At 70.3% G+C, this 17,262-nt stretch carries 14 protein-coding genes; 3 read left to right on the top strand and 11 right to left on the bottom strand.

Translation table 11 applies throughout. The features are described 5' to 3' along the window. Nucleotides 1-173: 173 nt before the first annotated feature. The 8 genes from KHU32_RS18720 to KHU32_RS18685 form a co-directional block, all read right to left on the bottom strand. Nucleotides 174-2,750 carry a hybrid sensor histidine kinase/response regulator gene (locus tag KHU32_RS18720; protein WP_213671695.1) on the bottom strand — a complete coding sequence of 859 codons (2,577 nt, stop codon included), beginning with the start codon at nt 2,748-2,750 and terminating at the stop codon, nt 174-176. Continuing rightward, entirely contained in the window at nt 2,747-3,121 is a 375-nt protein-coding gene (locus KHU32_RS18715) for a hypothetical protein (protein ID WP_213671694.1), read from the bottom strand. The genes KHU32_RS18720 and KHU32_RS18715 overlap by 4 nt, the downstream gene beginning before the upstream one ends. 182 nt (nt 3,122-3,303) lie before the next feature. Further along, a complete protein-coding gene (locus tag KHU32_RS18710; protein WP_213671693.1) occupies nt 3,304-4,500 on the bottom strand; it encodes a M20 family metallopeptidase in 1,197 nt (398 codons plus the stop codon). A 60-nt stretch (nt 4,501-4,560) separates the two neighbouring features. Beyond that, on the bottom strand, nt 4,561-6,054 hold the full coding sequence (locus tag KHU32_RS18705) for a methyl-accepting chemotaxis protein (protein WP_213671692.1): 1,494 nt from the start codon (nt 6,052-6,054) through the stop codon (nt 4,561-4,563). Between the two features lie 105 nt (nt 6,055-6,159). Then, nucleotides 6,160-7,044, bottom strand: a complete 885-nt coding sequence (locus tag KHU32_RS18700; RefSeq protein ID WP_347265577.1) for a tripartite tricarboxylate transporter substrate binding protein — start codon at nt 7,042-7,044, stop codon at nt 6,160-6,162. An 89-nt stretch (nt 7,045-7,133) separates the two neighbouring features. After that, a complete protein-coding gene (locus KHU32_RS18695; protein ID WP_213671690.1) occupies nt 7,134-7,331 on the bottom strand; it encodes a hypothetical protein in 198 nt (65 codons plus the stop codon). A gap of 36 nt (nt 7,332-7,367) precedes the next feature. After that, on the bottom strand, nt 7,368-8,252 hold the full coding sequence (locus KHU32_RS18690; RefSeq protein ID WP_213671689.1) for a fumarylacetoacetate hydrolase family protein: 885 nt from the start codon (nt 8,250-8,252) through the stop codon (nt 7,368-7,370). 52 nt (nt 8,253-8,304) lie between these two features. Then, entirely contained in the window at nt 8,305-9,711 is a 1,407-nt protein-coding gene (locus KHU32_RS18685; RefSeq protein ID WP_213671688.1) for an amidase, read from the bottom strand. A 125-nt stretch (nt 9,712-9,836) separates the two neighbouring features. Here KHU32_RS18685 and KHU32_RS18680 point away from each other — a divergent pair, with 125 nt between their 5' ends. Then, nucleotides 9,837-11,267 (top strand): aldehyde dehydrogenase family protein, encoded by a 1,431-nt coding sequence (locus tag KHU32_RS18680; protein WP_213671687.1) that lies wholly within the window; start codon nt 9,837-9,839, stop codon nt 11,265-11,267. A gap of 60 nt (nt 11,268-11,327) precedes the next feature. Here KHU32_RS18680 and KHU32_RS18675 read toward each other — a convergent pair whose 3' ends face one another. From KHU32_RS18675 to KHU32_RS18665, 3 genes are all read right to left on the bottom strand, one after another. Continuing rightward, nucleotides 11,328-12,401: an AI-2E family transporter gene (locus tag KHU32_RS18675; RefSeq protein WP_213671686.1), complete on the bottom strand. Its 1,074-nt coding sequence runs from the start codon at nt 12,399-12,401 to the stop codon at nt 11,328-11,330. Between the two features lie 81 nt (nt 12,402-12,482). Then, on the bottom strand, nt 12,483-13,451 hold the full coding sequence (locus KHU32_RS18670; RefSeq protein WP_213671685.1) for a tripartite tricarboxylate transporter substrate binding protein: 969 nt from the start codon (nt 13,449-13,451) through the stop codon (nt 12,483-12,485). A gap of 43 nt (nt 13,452-13,494) precedes the next feature. Next, nucleotides 13,495-14,136, bottom strand: a complete 642-nt coding sequence (locus tag KHU32_RS18665; protein WP_249681392.1) for a TetR/AcrR family transcriptional regulator — start codon at nt 14,134-14,136, stop codon at nt 13,495-13,497. 109 nt (nt 14,137-14,245) lie between these two features. Here KHU32_RS18665 and KHU32_RS18660 point away from each other — a divergent pair, with 109 nt between their 5' ends. Then, the gene (locus tag KHU32_RS18660) at nt 14,246-15,682 is read left to right on the top strand and encodes an amidase (RefSeq protein ID WP_213671683.1); all 1,437 of its coding nucleotides are present in this window, start codon (nt 14,246-14,248) and stop codon (nt 15,680-15,682) included. After that, complete coding sequence (locus tag KHU32_RS18655; protein ID WP_213671682.1) at nt 15,679-17,262, top strand: ABC transporter substrate-binding protein; 1,584 nt, start codon at nt 15,679-15,681, stop codon at nt 17,260-17,262. The genes KHU32_RS18660 and KHU32_RS18655 overlap by 4 nt, the downstream gene beginning before the upstream one ends.

Here is a 17,262-nt window from a genome sequence, read left to right as displayed (position 1 = left end):
TGCGGGCTGACGGCGCGGACGTCCACCGCGCAGATGCAGCGGTGGGTCGAGGAGGGGGGCTTCACGCCTTGAAATGAAGGGGCTTTCCGGACTGTTCAAAGCCTGGAGCGGCCGCCCGGCCGTGCGGGCGGCCCAAATCGCGTTATTGAAAGGGCGGCCGGGCCGCCAAGGCGTCAGCGCGGCTGCGCCGCCAATTCCTTCTGAGCCGCGGGCCCGAGCGACCGGGCCGCCGCGATGGCCGGGCGGAGCTCTGCCTCGAGACGGTTCACCAGCTGCGCGGTATCGCCGGGCTTGCGGCCGGTGAGCGCGTCCTCCAGCTGCATGGCCGCCTCGGCCACGCCACGCGCCTCGAGCGTCGCGGCCGTTCCCTTGAGGGCATGGGCGGTGCGGGCGGCTTCGTCGATGCGTCCTTCGGCGATCTGCTGGCGCAGGGTCTCGCCTGTGCTGCCGAAGCTGGTGCCGAAATCCACGATGAGCTTGCGCAGCAGCTTCCGCTTCCCGTTCACGCGGATCAGCGCGGCCGCGAGATCATAGGGCGGCAGGGAGGGCGGCAGGTCGTCGGGGCCGAGGGCAGGCGCCGGCGGGGCGGCGGGACGGGCCGGCGGGCGGGCCGCGCCGAGCCAGCGATCGAGCGTCGCGACCAGCACGGCCGGATCGACCGGCTTGGCGATATGGTCGTTCATGCCGATCTCGAGGCAGCGCTGCTTCTCCTGCTCATAGGCATGCGCGGTCATGGCGAGGATCGGCAGATCGACCGGCGAAAGCTGCTCACGGATCCGGATCGTGGCCTCGAGCCCGTCCATCTCGGGCATCTGGATGTCCATCAGCACCACGGCGAAGCCCGTCGGGTCGGCGAAGACCTTGTCGCAGGCGATCCGGCCGTTCTCCGCCGTGTCGACGACGAGGCCGGCATCCATCAGCAGCTCCGTCGCCAGCTCCCGGTTGATCTCGTTGTCCTCCACGAGAAGGACGCGGGCGCCCCGGAACTGCGGCGCCACCTGCGGGAGCGCGTCCTGCGCCTGGGGCGTGGCCACGGGGGCAGGGGGCGGGGCGGAGGCGGCGGTGAAGAGGTTCGTCAGCGTCTCCAGCAGCAGCCCGGGGTCCACGGGCTTCACCAGAACGGCGGAGATGCCGTTCACTTCGGCCTTGGCCATCATCTCCTCGCGGCCATAGGCGCTGACCATGACCACCACGGGGAGCTTGGCCGCGGAGATATCGGAAGTCTGGATCCGCCGGGCGGCTTCCATGCCGTCCATGCCCGGCATCTTCCAGTCCATGAGAACGAGGTCGAAGGGCGTGCCACGCCGCGCCGACTCGTCCAGTTCGGCCAGGGCCTCCGCGGCGGAGGCGAAGAGCTCCACGTTGATCGACCACTCCGCGAACATGTCCTCGAGGGTCATGCGCGCCGCGGGGTTGTCGTCGACCACCATGACCCGCAGGGCCCCCAGTGCCTCGATCGTCGGGCGGTTGGCCGTGGTGGCGGCGTCGGCGACGCCGAGCCGGATGGTGAAGCGGAAGCAGCTGCCCTCGCCGGGCGCGCTTTCAACCAGGATATTGGCGCCCATGAGCTCGACCAGCTGCTTGCTGATGGCAAGGCCGAGGCCGGTCCCGCCGAAGCGGCGCGTGGTGGAGCTATCGGCCTGGCTGAAGGAGGCGAAGAGGCGCGCCTGCTGCTCCGGCGTCATGCCGATGCCCGTGTCGCGGATGGCGATCTCGAGCGCAATATCGTCCCTCACATCCGAGGCGGAGTGGATCGAGACGGTGACCGAGCCGCGCTCGGTGAACTTGATGGCATTGGAGACGAGGTTGAGGATGACCTGGTTGAGGCGCAGGGAATCCCCGATCAGCACCTTCGGCACGGCCGGGTCGATGTCGACGCGCAGGCCGATGCCCTTCTCCCGCGCCCGCAGCTCGGCGATGGCCACGACGCTGTCCAGGGCCGCGCGAATATCGAAGGGCGAGCGCTCCAGATGCAGCTTGCCGGCCTCGATCTTCGAGAAGTCCAGGATATCGTTGATGAGGCCGAGAAGCGCGCCGCTCGCCGTCTTGATCTTGAGCAGGTAGTCGCGCTGCCGGGGGTCGGTCTCCGTCCGCAGCGCCAGGTGGCTGAAGCCCTGGATCGCGTTCATCGGCGTGCGGATCTCATGGCTCATATTGGCCAGGAACAGCGTCTTCGCGTTGTTCGCTGCCTGGGCCTCCTGCGTCTGGATCAGCACCTCCGTCCCCATGGCGGCGATGCGGTCGAAGGTCCGCACCAGCGTGCTGCTCAGCGTCACGAGCACCGCGCTCTGGAAGAGCACGATCGCGGCATGGAGGTAGACGCGGGGCAGGTCGGACCCGTTGGCGAAGACGGCCAGCGGCAGCGCGAAGTTCAGGATGAGGTGATGCAGCGCGATGGTCACGGCGCCGACGATGATGGTGCGCCAGTCGCTCCAGCCGATCAGCAGGGCGAGCGCCGCGAAGAAGTACATATGTACGTCCATCTGCCACGGGTGGCCCGCGAGCAGGTAGAGCATCAGCGCCGGCTGTCCCATGATGGCGATGGCGGAGATGTAGCGCGTGACGGGCGCCGCGCCCCAGAGGCGCCAGCAGAGGTGATAGGCGCCGACCAGCACGGCCGAGAAGGCCGCGGCTGGGGCCGGCGCATGGCCGAGGAGGTAGGCGGCCAGCGCGATCATCGGGACGTGGAGCCAGAGGATCCAGACCATTGCGCGACCGAAGCGGTTCCGCAGCATCTCAATTTCGGTCATGACGAGGCCCTCCCAAGGGCTTGAAGGCAACCGCGCAGCAGCACCGGATCGAGCACGAGCCAGGCACCGGCGCGATAGGCCGCGGCGACGAAGGCCGGGCTATCGGATTGAGCAAAAATGACATTCGGCAGGCCGCCGGCATCGACGATGCGGCCATCCGCTGCGGCGACCAGCGCCGCCGTCTCCTCCAGCCCCCGCCAGGGCGCCGCGATGACGGCGAATTGCGTCTGCCCGTCCCGCGGCATCATGCCGATCGCAAGGGGGCCGGCGAGGCCGAAGGCCAGGAACAGCAGGACGGCGAGGGCGGAGCCGAATTTGCCAGGAGGCGACGCGCCACGCTTCGCAGGCACGCGAAGCGGCCCGCCGGACACGGCGATCTCCGGAAGAAATGAGACCTGCGGCCGTTCTTGTCGCATCGTAAATCACGTCTATCGATGATGACGACGGCCCGCAACTGGAGGTTGCGAGTGCTGCAAATTCTTCTGTTAAGCTCAATGCGAATTCATGGGCGCGGGCAGGCGGCGCGGGGATTTGCCCCCGCGCCGGCCGAAAATCAGAGGCTGGCGCTCTCGAGCCGCAGGATGGCACTCGCCATCGCCTGCGCACGGGGCACGAAGCTCGCGACCTCCAGATACTCTTCCGGGCTGTGGGCGAGGCCGCCGACCGGACCGACCGAGCAGATGGTCGGCGCGCCCTGGGCTGCCGTGAAGCCGCTATCCGCGCAGCCGCCCGAGAATTCCGGCTTCACGTCCAGCCCGGCATCCTTCGCCGCGCCCTGGTACATGCTGAAGAGGCGGGCGGCCGCCTCGTCCTGGGTGAGGGGCAGGAACTCGCCCTTGATGGTGAGCTTGGCCTTGGTGCCGGGCACGTAGCTCTTGGCGATGATCTCGTGGATCTTGCCCATGATCTCGTCGCGGTCGGCCGGGTTCACGTAGCGCAGGTCGATCTGGCCAGTGGCCGAGGGTGCCACCGTGTTCACGCTCTGCCCGCCCGAGACAAGGCCGACATTGAGCGTGATGCCGCGCTTGAGGTCGGTCAGCGCATGGATCGCGACGATCTTGTTCGCCAGTTCCCCGATGGCCGAGATGCCGGCCTCGAAGTTGCCGCCGGAATGGGCGGCCTTGCCCTCGATCTCGAAGATGCTGAAGACGCCGCCCTTGCGGCCCGTGACCACATTGCCCGTCGGGCGACCCGGCTCCGAATTGAAGACGACGCGGGCGCCGCGGGCCTCCTCCTCGATCACCGCGCGGCCCTCGGGGGAGCCGATCTCCTCGTCGCCCGTGAAGAGGCCGACCATCGGGCCCGGCGCGCCGCCGAACTTCTTGAAGGCGGCGAGGACATACATGTTCATCACCAGCCCCGCCTTCATGTCGGCGACGCCGGGGCCATAGGCGCGGCCATCCTTGATGGTGAAGGGCCGGCGCGTGGGCTCGCCCTTGGGGAAGACGGTGTCGCGATGGCCCATTAGCACGATGTTGGCGGCCTGGTTGCCGCGCGTGCGCACCGCGCCCGTGCCCTCATGCGGCAGGACGGCGCGCAGACAGTCGCCATACTTCTCGCCGCGCACGGTCTCGACCGTGATGCCCTGGGCCTCGCAGAAATCCTTCACGATCTTGCCGGTCGCGTCCACGCCCGCCTTGTCGTAGCTGCCGCCATCGGTGTTCACCATGGCTTCCAGCGTGTCGATCATCGCCTGCTGCTGCGTGGCGAGCCAGGCAAGGATCTTGCCTTCGGTGGTCTCGGTATTCATCTGGGCTACTCCTGCCGTCGTTCGGCCGCAGGCGAGCATGGCCCGTCCCGCGGCGCAACCTCAGGCGGCGAGCGTTCTCGACTTCTCGGCGACCTGCCGCGTGAGCGCCGCGGCGCCCGTCGCCGCCTGCGCGATCTCCTCCAGCGTGCGATTGGCGCTCTCCACGCCCGAGGCCGCGGATTGCATGCGGGAGGACATCTCGCGCGTCACTGTCGCCTGCTGCTCCACGGCGGCGGCGATGCTCGTGGTGATGCCGTCGATATCGGCGATGGCCTTGGCGATGGAATCGATGGCGCGCACCGCGCCTTCCACCGCGCCCTGCACCTGCCCGACCTGGCCCGAGATCTCCTCCGTGGCGCGGGCGGTCTGGCTCGCGAGCTCCTTCACCTCGCTCGCCACCACGGCGAAGCCCTTGCCGGCCTCCCCCGCGCGGGCGGCCTCGATCGTGGCGTTGAGCGCGAGGAGGTTGGTCTGCCCCGCGATGTCGTTGATGAGGCCGATCGCCTGGCTGATCCGCTGCGCGGCGGCCACCAGCTCGCCCACGATCCGCGTCGCGCGTTCGGCCTGGTCGGTGGCGGAAGAGGTGGAGCGCGAGGCGTCGAGCAGGCGCCGGCCGATCTCGCCGACCGAGGCCGCGAGCTCCTCCGCGCCCGCCGCCACGGCCTGGACGCTCATGGAGGTCTCGCGCGAGGCCTCGACGGCGCCGCTGGCCCGCTCATTGGTCGAGGAGACGGCGCCCGCGACCTCGCCCAGCCGGGCATCGACGTCGCGTCCCACCTCCGCGCGGCGCTGCCGCTCGCGGACCTGGGCTGTCACGTCGGTGGCGTATTTCACGACCTTCCACGTCGCGCCGTCGGGGCCGAGGATGGGATTGTAGGAGGCCTGGATGAAGACCTCCCGCCCGCCCTTGCCCAGGCGGCGATATTCGCCCGCCTGATAGTCGCCCCGGCCGAGCGCGGCCCAGAAGGCAGCATAGTCCGGCCGGGCCACCTCGGCGGGATCGACGAAGAGCCGGTGATGACGGCCGCGCACCTCCTCGAGCGTATAGCCCAGCGCGTTCAGGAAATTGGCGTTGGCGCCGAGGATGGTGCCGTCGACGTCGAATTCGATGACCGCCTGGGACTTCCCGATGGCCGCGACCTGCCCGGCATGGTCCGCCGCGCGCAGGCGGCGGTCGGTGATGTCCGTGGCGAACTTGATCACGCTCGCCACCCGGCCACGCCGATCGAGGACGGGGCAGTAGGAGGCCTGGATCCAGATGGGCCGCCCGTCCTTGCGCAGGCGGCGGAATTCGTCGGTCAGGTGGCGGCCGCTGCGCAGCGTCTCCCAGAAGCGGCGGTAATCCTCGCTCTCGGCCATGCGCCGGTCGACGAAGAGGGCGTGCTTCTGCCCGCGCAGGTCCTCGGCGCTGTAGCCGGTCGCGGCCAGGAAATGCGGATTGGCACGGAGGATGGTCCCGTCGGGCGCGAATTCGATCACGGCATAGGAGGCATGGACGGCATCCAGCCGGGCCTGCGCCCGGGAGTGCAGCCGGGATCGGATGGCGTCGAACATGCGTGCGGCTTTCCTTCGCGTCCGGAAAATCCGGAGGCGGAGGTAGGGTCGGGGAAGCCGGTTAACATCGGGTGAAACGCGCGCCCTGGCGCGGTGGCGATCGGCCTACTCCACGCGGCCGATGCGCTGCACGGCGGCGACCAGGCGCGCGCTGTCCTCCGCGAAGAAGCGGGCGAAATCCGGGGCGTCCAGGTAGCGCGGGGGCGAGCCGGCGGCTTCGAAGGCGCGGCGCAGATCGGCGTCCTGCATGGCGCCGCGCATCGCCTCGCGAAGGCGGGACAGGACCGGCGCCGGCGTCGCCGCGGGGGCGAAGAGGCCGGCCCAGATGTAGAACTCCACCTCCGGGAAGCCCGCTTCCATGAAGGTCGGGACCTCGGGGAAGGCCGGCGCGCGCTCACGCCCCCAGCAGCCGAGCACGCGCAGACGCCCCGACTGCGTGTGCTGGGTCAGGGTGCCGGGTGCCGTCGCCAGGGCCTGGATATTGCCGGAGAGCAGCGCGGTGATCGCCGGGCCCGCGCCCTGGAAGGGCACGTGCAGCAGGCGGATGCCGGCGGCGGTGGCGAACATCTCCATCGCCGCATGCAGCGTGCCATAGGCGCCCGAGGAGCCATAGGGGATGTCGCCGGGGCGGGCCTTCGCGTCGCGCACGAAGTCGTCGATGGAGCGCCAGGGCGCCTCGGCCGGCACGGCGAGCATGGTCGGGTCGGCATTCACCAGCGCGACGGGCGTGAATTGGTCGACCGTATAGGGAGGCGGGCGCCCGAAGAGCTTCTCCGCCTCGGGGATCACGGCGAGGGAGGAGAGGGCCATGAGCAGGGTATGCCCGTCCGCGGGCGCGCGGGCGACGAAGCCCGAACCGATGGCGCCCGCGCCGCCGGCACGGTTCTGGACCACGACCGGCTGGCGGAAGATCCGCTCCAGCGCGGCGGCCACGGGGCGTGCCGCGAGATCGGCCTGGCCGCCGGGCGGGAAGCCGACGATGACGGTCACGGCCCGGCTGGGAAAGTCCTGGCCATGGGCCAGGGAAGGGGCGGCGAGGGGCGCCGCCAGGAGGAGGCGCCGCGATAGCGACGCCGCCCTCATTCCTTCGGGCCGATCCAGGTCACGGTCTGGCTGTGCCAGGACAGCCGGTCCTCGGCGTTACGGCCCTCGGGCTCCTCCAGCGAGCGGGGGGGCTCGTAGAAGGAAGCCGCGTCCGGCAGGCGCTCGGTCCGTTTCGCCGGGCCGGCGGTCACGCAGCGGCGGCGGGCCGCCGGAAGGGGATTAAAGCCACGCATTCGTCATCTCCTGCAGCGGGGGCTGCAATCCGGCCCTCAGGCCACTCGATTCTCCAGGGTGCCGATACCCGGCACCTCGATCCGCACGACATCGCCCGTCTTCAGGAAGACGGGTGGATTGAAGCCGATGCCCACCCCGGCCGGGGTGCCGGTGGCGATGAGGTCGCCCGGCTCCAGCGTGATGGCGGCGCTGATGGCTTCGATCAGCGTCGGAATATCGAAGATGAGGTCCGAGACGGGGGCGTGCTGCCGACGCTCGCCGTTCACCCAGGTGGTGAGGGTGAGCTGGGTCGGGTCGGGCACTTCGTCCGCGGTGAGGAGGGCCGGGCCCATCGGGCAGAAGCTGTCGAGCCCCTTGCCCAGGATCCACTGGCTGTGGCGCTTCTGCAGGTGGCGCGCCGTGACGTCGTTGACGATGGTGTAGCCGAAGACGTGAGAAAGGGCGTCGGCCTTGGAGATGCCGCGGCCGCCCTTGCCGATGACCACGCCGAGCTCGCCCTCGTAGTCGAGGCCGCCGGTCGGATCGAGATGGCCCAGGATGGGCTCGCCATCGGCGATGATGGCCGTGTGCGGCTTGCTGAAGACGACGGGGAAGGGCGGCACCACGTCCTTGGCGCCGCCGTCGAAGCCGGAGCCCGCGAATTCCTTGGCGTGCTCATGGTAGTTCTTGCCCACGCAGAAGATGTTCTTCGGCGTGCGGGGGATGGGCGCGCAGAGCTTGGCATCGACCACGACGGGGGCCTTGGCCGCCGCCTGGCGCAGCTTGTCGAGGAGGGCGGGCTCGCCGGCCGCGACGTCGATCATGGTCTGTCCGCGGAGCAGGGGCTCGACCGCGCAGAGGTCGAGCACAGCTCCCTCCGCGTCGAGCGCACCCACTTCCTGCCGCACCTGTCCGGCGCGGGTGAATGTGACCAGCCGCATGCTGCAATTCCGCCCAAGTCCTGGGGGCGGAGTAAGCAGCTTTACGTTTACGTTACAAGGCCGGGGCGGTGGGGATCTGCCTTGCGATTTCAAGAGTCCGCGCCACGCGGAGGCAGAGGTCGTCTCGATAGAGCGCCGCGGCGATCTGGACGGCGCGGGGCATCCCCTCCGAATCGAGGCCGACCGGCACCGAGATCGCGGGCTGGCGGGTCAGGTTATGGGCGAAGGTCCAGGGCGCCCAGTCGCGCCAGAGGGCCATCTGGGGGTGCAGCGTCGGCTGGTCCGCGGCGAAGGCGGCGGTCGGCGTGCAGGGGGTAAGCATCACGTCGTAGCGCTGGTGGAAGCGTGCCATGGCATGGGCCGCCTCCAAGCGCAGGGCCTCGGCGCCCAGGAAATCCACCGCGCTCATGGCCGACTCCGCCTCGGCGACGTCGGTGATCCCGGCGTCGAGCAAAGCGCGCCGCTCCGCCGGCACGGTCGCGACCAGCCGGGCCAGGGCCACGCCCCAGACGCGGCCGAAGATGGCGCGCGTGTCCGGCAGGCCCGGATCGGCCTCCTCGACGATGGCGCCAGCCTCCTCCAGCGCCCGGGCCGCCTCGATCAGGGCGGTCTCCCCGTCGGCATCCAGCGGGGCATCGAAGCCGAGCCGGCGCACCAGCCCCACGCGCATGCCCTTCACGCCGTCCTCGATGCCGTCGCGCCATTCGCGCTTGTCGTCCGGCAGGCAGAAGGGATCGCGCAGGTCGTGCCGGGCGAGGGCGTTGAACATCAGTGCCGCGTCGCGGACCGAGCGCGCCATGGGGCCGGCGACGGCGACATGGGCGAAGGCGCCGAGCGGCCATTGCGGGACGCGCCCGAAGCTCGGCTTCAGGCCGACCAGGCCGCAGAAGGCGGCGGGGATGCGGATCGAGCCGCCGGCATCGGTGCCGATATGCAGCGGGCTGAAGCAGGCCGCGCCGGCTGCGCCCGCGCCGCTGGAGGAGCCGCCGGGCGTGCGCTCGCGGTTCCAGGGATTGCGGGTGATGCCGTGCAGCGGGCAGTCGCCGGGCGATTTCCAGCCGAATTCCGTCGTCGTCGTCTTGCCCACGATCACGGCGCCCGCCTGCTTGAGGCCGAGGACGGAGGGGGCGTCCTCCGTGGCGGGCGTGGCGTCGGTCGTGCGGCTGCCGCGCCGGGTGGGGAACCCCGCGAGGTTCAGCAGGTCCTTCACCGTGGCGGGCACGCCGTCGAGCTGGCCCATGGGCCGGCCGGCCATCCAGCGCGCCTCGCTCTCGCCGGCCTGCTGCAGGGCGCGGGGATTGAGCGCCGCGAAGGCGTTCACCCAGGGATTGTAGCGCGCGATGCGCTCGGAGACCGCTTTCAGCGCTTCGACGGGGGAAAGCGCGCGGCGGGCGAAGAGCGCTAGCAGCTCCTCCGCGGACATGAGCGCAGGATCGGTCTTGGTGGTCAGGTCGTGCATGGGGGAAGGATGCGCCGAAGGCGGGCCGGCGTCACGTCCCGGGGGTGCCCCTCGGCTTGTCGTCACGCTATATACAATGGAAGATAACGAGCCGGGCCACCGGTCCATCCGCGGAGGAATTCCACATGCAACACGAACGCCAGCATTATGTGAACGGCGCCTGGGTCGAGCCCTTGGAGCCCAAGCTGCTCGACGTGGTCAATCCGTCCACCGAGGAAGTCTTCACTCAGATCGCCGTCGGCGGCGCGGCCGACGTGGACCGTGCCGTGGCCGCGGCCAAGGCCGCCTTCCCCTCCTTCTCGCGCACCAGCCGCGAGCAGCGCCTGGACCTGCTGAAGGCCATCCTCTCCGAATACGAGAAGCGCAAGTCGGACATCGCCGACGCCCTCTCGCAGGAGATGGGCGCACCGGTGAAGTTCGCGCTGGAGCGCCAGGCCGCCACCGGCACGGGCCACCTCAAGCGCATGATCCAGGTGCTCGAGGAATACGAGTTCGAGAAGCTCGAGGGCACGACGCTCATCGCGCGCGAGCCGATCGGCGTTGTCGGGCTCATCACGCCCTGGAACTGGCCGATCAACCAGATCGTCTGCAAGGTCGCGCCGGGCATCGCCGCGGGCTGCACCATGGTGCTCAAGCCCTCCGAGGTCGCGCCGCTCAACGCCATCATCTGGTCCGAGGTGATGCATGCCGCCGGCGTGCCGAAGGGCGTCTACAACATGGTGCAGGGCGAGGGCCACGTGGTCGGCGCCGCCATGTCCTCGCATCCCGACATCGACATGATGTCCTTCACGGGCTCGACCCGCGCGGGCATCCTCGTCGCCCAGGCGGCGGCCACGACGGTGAAGCGCGTGTCGCAGGAGCTCGGCGGCAAGTCGGCCAATATCCTGCTGCCGGATGTCGACCTCCAGACGGCGGTCACGAAGGGCGTCGTCGGCATGATGGGCAACAGCGGCCAGTCCTGCAACGCGCCGACCCGCATGTTCGTCCCCGCCGCGCGTCACGAGGAAGCCAAGGCCATCGCCAAGGCGGCGGCGGAGAAGCTGGTCGTGGGCGACGTGGCCGATCCGAAGACCAACCTCGGTCCGGTCGTGAGCGAGGTGCAGTTCGAGAAGATCCAGCGCCTGATCCAGGCCGGCATCGACGAGGGCGCGGAGCTGGTGACGGGCGGCCCCGGCCGTCCGGAGAACCTCAACCGCGGCTACTTCGTGCGGCCCACGATCTTCGCCGGCGTGCGCAACGACATGACCATTGCGCGCGAGGAAATCTTCGGCCCGGTGCTCTCGATCCTGCCCTACAAGGACGAGTCCGAGGTCATCGAGATGGCCAACGACACCATCTACGGCCTCGCGGCCTATGTGCAGGCGAGCGACGTGAAGAAGGCGCGTGAGGTCTCCTCGCAGATGCGCGCGGGCAACGTCTTCATGAACTACCCGGTCGGCGACACGGCCGCGCCCTTCGGCGGCTACAAGCAGTCGGGCAACGGCCGCGAATACGGCAAGTGGGCGCTCGACGACTTCACGGAGATCAAGGCCGTCATCGGCTACGAGACCGCCTGATCGGCGAAAGGCGCCGCGCCCCCCGGGGCGCGGCGCTGGCTTTCCGGCGCGCCTCGCGCGTCAGCCGCGGCCTTCGGGCGCGGTGGCGGCCTTTGCCGCCGGGCTGCCTTCGGGCGCCCGCAAGGGGCCTTCGGCCTCGACCCAGCCTTCCACATAGCCGACCTTAACCGCCGCCATGGTCAGCGCTGCCAGCGGCGCGGCCAGGATCACACCGATCAGGCCGAAGCCCGAGCCCATCAGCGCCTGGGCGCCGAGCAGATAGGCCGGTGGCAGATGGGCCGTTTGCCGCTGCACCATGGGCGTGAGGATATTGCCCTCCACGGTCAGCGACACGACGAAGAGGCCGATCACCCAGGGCACCAGGGAAGGGTCCTGCCCCAGCGCGACCAGCAGCGAGGGCACCACCGAGATCAGCGGCCCGATATAGGGGATGAAGCCGAACACGGCCGCGATCAGCGCCAGGAGCCCTGCCATCTGGACGCCGAGCGCCCAGAGGCCGAGGCCGATGAAGGTGCCCGTGACGACCATGGAGAAGAGCTGGCCCAGCAGCCAACCGCGCAGCGCCTGGCCGCCCTGGTCCATCACGGCCAGCAGCCGCGGCCGCCCCGGGGGGGCGACGAGCGCCAGCGCCGCCTTGCGGTAGGGGGCAGGATCGCTCGCCAGGTAGAGGCCGAGCAGCAGGATCAGCACCACGTCGCCCAGCCCGCCGAGCAGGCCGCCGAGGCCCGAGAAGGCGTAGGTGGCGGCCGTGCTGGCGGTCTGGCCCGAGGGCACGAGGCGGCGGGGATCGATCTGTTCGATCACCCATCGGCCCCAGCTGTATTGCGACAACCGCTCCTGCACGCGCTGCACCAGCTCGGGCAGCTGCTGCCGGAAGCTCTCCGCCTGGGAGGAGATGGCGTCGGAGGCGAACCAGAAGGCGAAGCCCGCCATCAGGACGGCCAGCAGGGAGACGATCATCACGCCCCAGCCCTCGCCGAGGCCGAGCCGCGCGGCGAGGGGGACGGCGACGGCCCGGATGGCCACGGCCAGCAGCACCCCGGCGAAAAGGACCAGCAGGACCCCGGGCGTGAGGATGAAGAGCAGCAGCAGCGTGCCGAGGAGGATCAGCGCGGAGAGGAGCGTGCGAGACATGCGCGCTTCAATGACGGCCCGGGCCCCGCGGTTGCTTCGTCCATGGAATAAGTCGGGGGGCGCCCCGGAGGACAAAGAGCGCTAGTCCAGCCGGATATTGGCGGCCTGCGCGACCTCCCGGAAGGCGGCGATGTCCCGCCGCAGCACCTCGGCATAGTGCTGGGGGGTCGAGGGGTCGGTCGTGGCGCCCTCGGCCTCGTAGATGCGCGCGACCTCCGGCTCCGCGAGGCTGGCCGCGACGGCGGCGTTCAGGACGCGCAGGGGCTCGGCCGGAATCCCGCGCGGGGCGAGCAGGCCCCACCAGATGGAGGCCTCGTAGTCGATGCCCGTCGCTTCCTTCACGGTCGGCGCGGGCGGGCTGCCGGCCGGCGCGCCGGGCGCGCAATAGGCGAGCAGCCGGGCGCGGTTCTCGCGGATGGCGGCCGAGGCGCTGGCCATGGTCGTGATCAGCAGCGGGATGTGGCCGGCGATGAGGTCCGTCACCGCCGGCGGCATGCCGCGATAGGGCACGTGGTTGAGCTGCAGCCCGGCCCGCAGCGCGAAGAGCTCCGTCACGAAGTGGTTGATGCCCCCGGGGCCGGAGCTGGCGAAGTCGATCTCGCCCGGCCGGGCCCGGCAATAGGCGATGAGCTCGTTGATGTCGCGCGGCGGGAAGTTCGGGTTGGTCAGCACCAGGAACGGCGCGCGGGCGAGCAGCGAGACCGTGTCGAAGCTGCGGATGGCGTCGTAGGACGTCTGCTGAATGGCGGCCGAGGCGGCGAAGCTGCTGCTGCTGATCATCAGCGTATGGCCGTCCGGCGCCGATTGCGCGACCTGCCCGGCGCCGATGGAGCCGCCCGCGCCCGGGCGGTTCTCGATCACCACGGGCTGGCCGAGCCGCTGCTGCATCCGCTCGGCGAGCGGCCGCGCGATGACGTCGTTCGAGCCGCCGGGCGGGAAGGGGACCATGATGCGGATGGGCCGCTGCGGCCAGGCCGCCTGGGCCTGAGCGAGCGCAGGGGCGGCAAGCGCAGGGGTGGCGAGCAGCGCGAGGGCTGAGCGACGCTTCATGTTGGTTCCTCCGCGGCCAGTCTGCACCACCGCGGGGGCCGGGTCATCCAGGCAACGAAGGCACCGCCGCGAGCGCCAGCAGCTCCCGCAGGATGCGGTCCCGCAGGGCGGCGTCGATCGGATCGGGCATGAAGAGGAGGTGGAACCAGATGGCCCCGTTCGCCATGTCCACCGCCATCTCGACATCCAGGTCGGCGCGGACCTGCCCGGCGGCCTTCAGGCGGCGCAGGATGGCGCGCCCCATCTCCACCCGCGGCCAGGTGATGCGCGCCAGCATGACCTCGCGCAGCAGGGGGTCGTCCTGGGCGGTCACGGCCAGGCTGCGCAGCAGGTTGCGGTTCCAGGGGCGGTAGAGCCGCTGCAAGCTGGCATCGAGATAGGCGCCCAGCGCCTCGGCTGCCGGCAGGTCGGGCGCGATCTCCGGCTCCTGCAGCTCGTCCAGGTAGAAGAGGTCGATCAGCAGGTCCCCGCGCGAGGGCCAGCGGCGGTAGAGCGTCTGCTTGCCGATGCCCGCCCGTGCGGCCACGCCCTCCATGGTGAAGGCGCCGCAGCCGACTTCCGCCAGCAGGCTCTTCGCCGCCTCCTGGATCGCGACGTCGATCGCGGGGTTGCGCGGCCGGCCGGCCCGGATCGGGCTCGGCGCATTTGGCGATTGACATACGGAACGCGGCGTCTTGCTATTCAAGCAACGAGGTCCAACGAGGTTTGGCGCAGGCTGGCACCCCCGGCCGCCCGCCGCAATCACGGACCCGAGGGCAGGAATTGGCAGCCAACTTCGAAGGAAGGCGTCCGAAATGGGAAGTGAAGACATCGGCTTTATGACGGCCGTGGAATTGCAGCGGGCCTATGCCGCGCGCCGGCTCTCGCCGGTCGAGGTGACGAAGGTCCTGCTGGACCGGATCGAGACGATTGATCCGAAGCTCAATGCCATCACGATGCTGACGCCGGAGATCGCGCTGGCCCAGGCGCGCGCGGCCGAGGCGGCCTATGCGCCCGGCGGGTCGCCGCGCCCGCTCGAGGGCGTACCGGTCACCATCAAGGACATGCACCCCACCAAGGGCCTCGTGACCAGCATGGGCTCCTTCGCGACGAAGGACGACGTGCCGGAGGAGGACGCGCCCTGCATCGCCCGCCTGCACGAGGCCGGCACGGTCATGCTCGGCAAGACGACGGTGCCGGAGTTCGGCTGGAAGGGCGTCAGCCAGGGCACGCTCCACGGCATCACCCACAATCCCTGGAAGCACGGCTACAATGCCGGCGCCTCCTCGGCGGGCGCGGCGGTGGGGGCGGCGGCCGGCTACGGGCCGCTGCATCTGGGCTCGGATGGCGGCGGCTCCGTCCGCATGCCCGCGCATTTCTGCGGCGTCTTCGGCCTGAAGCCGACCTATGGCCGCATTCCCTACTGGCCGGTGCCGAACAATGACTACGCGACCCATATGGGCCCGCTGACCCGCACCGTCGCGGATGGCGCCATGATGCTGAAGGCCATGGCCGGCCCGCACCCCTGGGACCACACCTCCTGCGAGACGCCGCCGGCCGATTATCCCAACCTGCTGAAGGCCGACCTGCGCGGCAAGCGCATCGCCTATAGCCCGGACTTCGGTCATGCCCGCGTCGATGCCGATGTCGCGGCCCTGGTGGCCAAGGCGGTGACGGCCTTCGAGGAGATGGGCGCCACCGTCGAACTCGTGCGGCCCGAATGGGGACCGAAGGGCGTGGATCTCGCGCGCTTCTTCTGGCCGGCCGGCTACCTCGCGCGCGCCAACCTCTACCTCGACAAGTGGCGGGACCAGATGGAGCCCGCGCTCGTCGCGATGATGGAGGCGGGGCGCAGCTTCACGGCCGAGCAGTACCACGTCATGCGCGCCGCCAAGCTCGACTACGTCGAGGCGATCCACCGTTCCTTCCAGGACTGGGACTTCCTGCTGACGCCTGCCGTCAGCACGGCGGCTTTCCCGGCGCATCTCCTCCAGCCCGAGGACTGGCCGCAGCATCCCTGGGACTGGCTGATGTGGGCGGAGTTCTCCTACCCCTTCAACTTCTCCGGCAATCCGGCGGCCAGCGTGCCCTGCGGCTTCACCGAGAAGGGGCTGCCGGTCGGGCTGCAGATCGTGGGACGCCGCTTCGACGACCTCGGCGTGCTGCAGGCCTCCGCGGCCTTCGAGGCGGCGCGGCCCTGGGCCAACAAGCGCCCGCCGGCCGCGCAACGGGCGCGCGAGGTGGCGGCATGATCGGGCGCCGACAACTTCTAGGGGCGGCGGGCGCGGGGGCCGTCGCACAGCCGGCGCTCGTCGCCGCCCAGAACCAGCGCGTGCTGAAATTCGTGCCCCAGGCCGATCTCGCGCTGCTCGATCCCGTGCAGACCACCGGCCTCGTCACGCGCAACCACGGCCTGCTGGTCTTCGACACGCTCTACGGCGTGGACATGGACCTGCGTCCGCATCCGCAGATGGTGGAGGGCCATGTCGTCGAGAATGACGGGCTGCTCTGGAAGATGCGGCTGCGCCCCAACCTGCGCTTCCATGACGGCGAGCCGGTGCGCGCGCGCGACTGCGTCGCCTCGATCCGCCGCTGGGCCTCGCGCGACGCCTATGCGGCGACCATGATGGCCGCGGTGGACGAGCTCTCGGCGCCCGACGACCGCGAGATCCGCTTCCGCCTGAAGCATCCCTTTCCGCTGTTGCCCGACGTCCTCGGCAAGCCCGGCACGAATGTGTGCGTCATCATGCCGGAGCGGCTGGCGGCCCAGGACGGGCTGCGCCAGGTCACGGAGATGGTGGGCAGCGGGCCGTATCGCTTCGTCGCCAATGAGCGCATCGCCGGCTCCCGCGCCGTCTATGCGAAATTCGACGGCTATGTCCCGCGCGAAAGCGGGACGCCGAACTACCTCTCCGGGCCGAAGCACGTTCATTTCGACCGGGTGGAGTGGCTCACCATGCCGGACGCCGCCACCGCCGCGGCGGCCTTACAGCGCGGTGAGATCGACTGGTGGGATCAGCCCCTCTCCGACTTCCTGCCGCTGCTGCAGCGGCGGCGCGACCTGAAGGTGGAGGTGCTCGACACGCTGGGCTTCCTGCCGATGCTGCGCTTCAACCACCTGCTGCCGCCCTTCGACAATCCGGCGATCCGGCGCGCGATGCTCGGCGCCATCAGGCAGGCGGACTACATGATCGCCGTCGCGGGCGAGGACCGCAGCCGCTGGCGGGAGGATGTGGGCTTTTTCGCTCCCGGCTCGCCCATGGCGAATGATGCGGGGCTCGAGGCCCTGCGTGGGCCCCGCGACTTCGATGCGGTGAAGCGCGCGCTGCAGGAGGCCGGCTATCGCGGCGAGCGCATCGTCTTCCCCGTGCCCACGGATTTCGCCGCGCTGAATGCGATGAGCGAGGTGGCGGGCGACATGTTCCGTCGGATCGGCCTCAACCTCGACTACCAGGCGCTGGACTGGGGCACGGTGCTGCAGCGCGTCGCCTCGCAGCAGCCGGCCGACCAGGGCGGCTGGCACATCTGGGCGAACTACACGCTGGGCGTGAGCTGCGTGAACCCGGCCTCCCAGGCCTATCTGCGCGGCATCGGCCGGGCGACGACCTTCGGCTGGCCGACGAGCCCGGGGCTGGAGGCGCTGCGGGATCGCTGGTTCCAGGCGCCGGACCTCGCGGCCCAGCAGGCGGCCTGCCGCGAGATGCAGGCGCTCGCCTTCCAGGAGGTGCCCTACCTGCCGCTCGGCGTCTTCTACCAGCCGACGGCCTACCGCTCGAACCTCGAGGGGGTGCTGAAGGGCTTCCCGCTGTTCTGGAACGTGCGCCGGGCCTGA

The sequence above is a fragment of the Roseococcus pinisoli genome (assembly GCF_018413645.1).
GTDB lineage: Bacteria > Pseudomonadota > Alphaproteobacteria > Acetobacterales > Acetobacteraceae > Roseococcus > Roseococcus pinisoli.
This window is presented reverse-complemented; position numbering and strand designations above follow the sequence as displayed.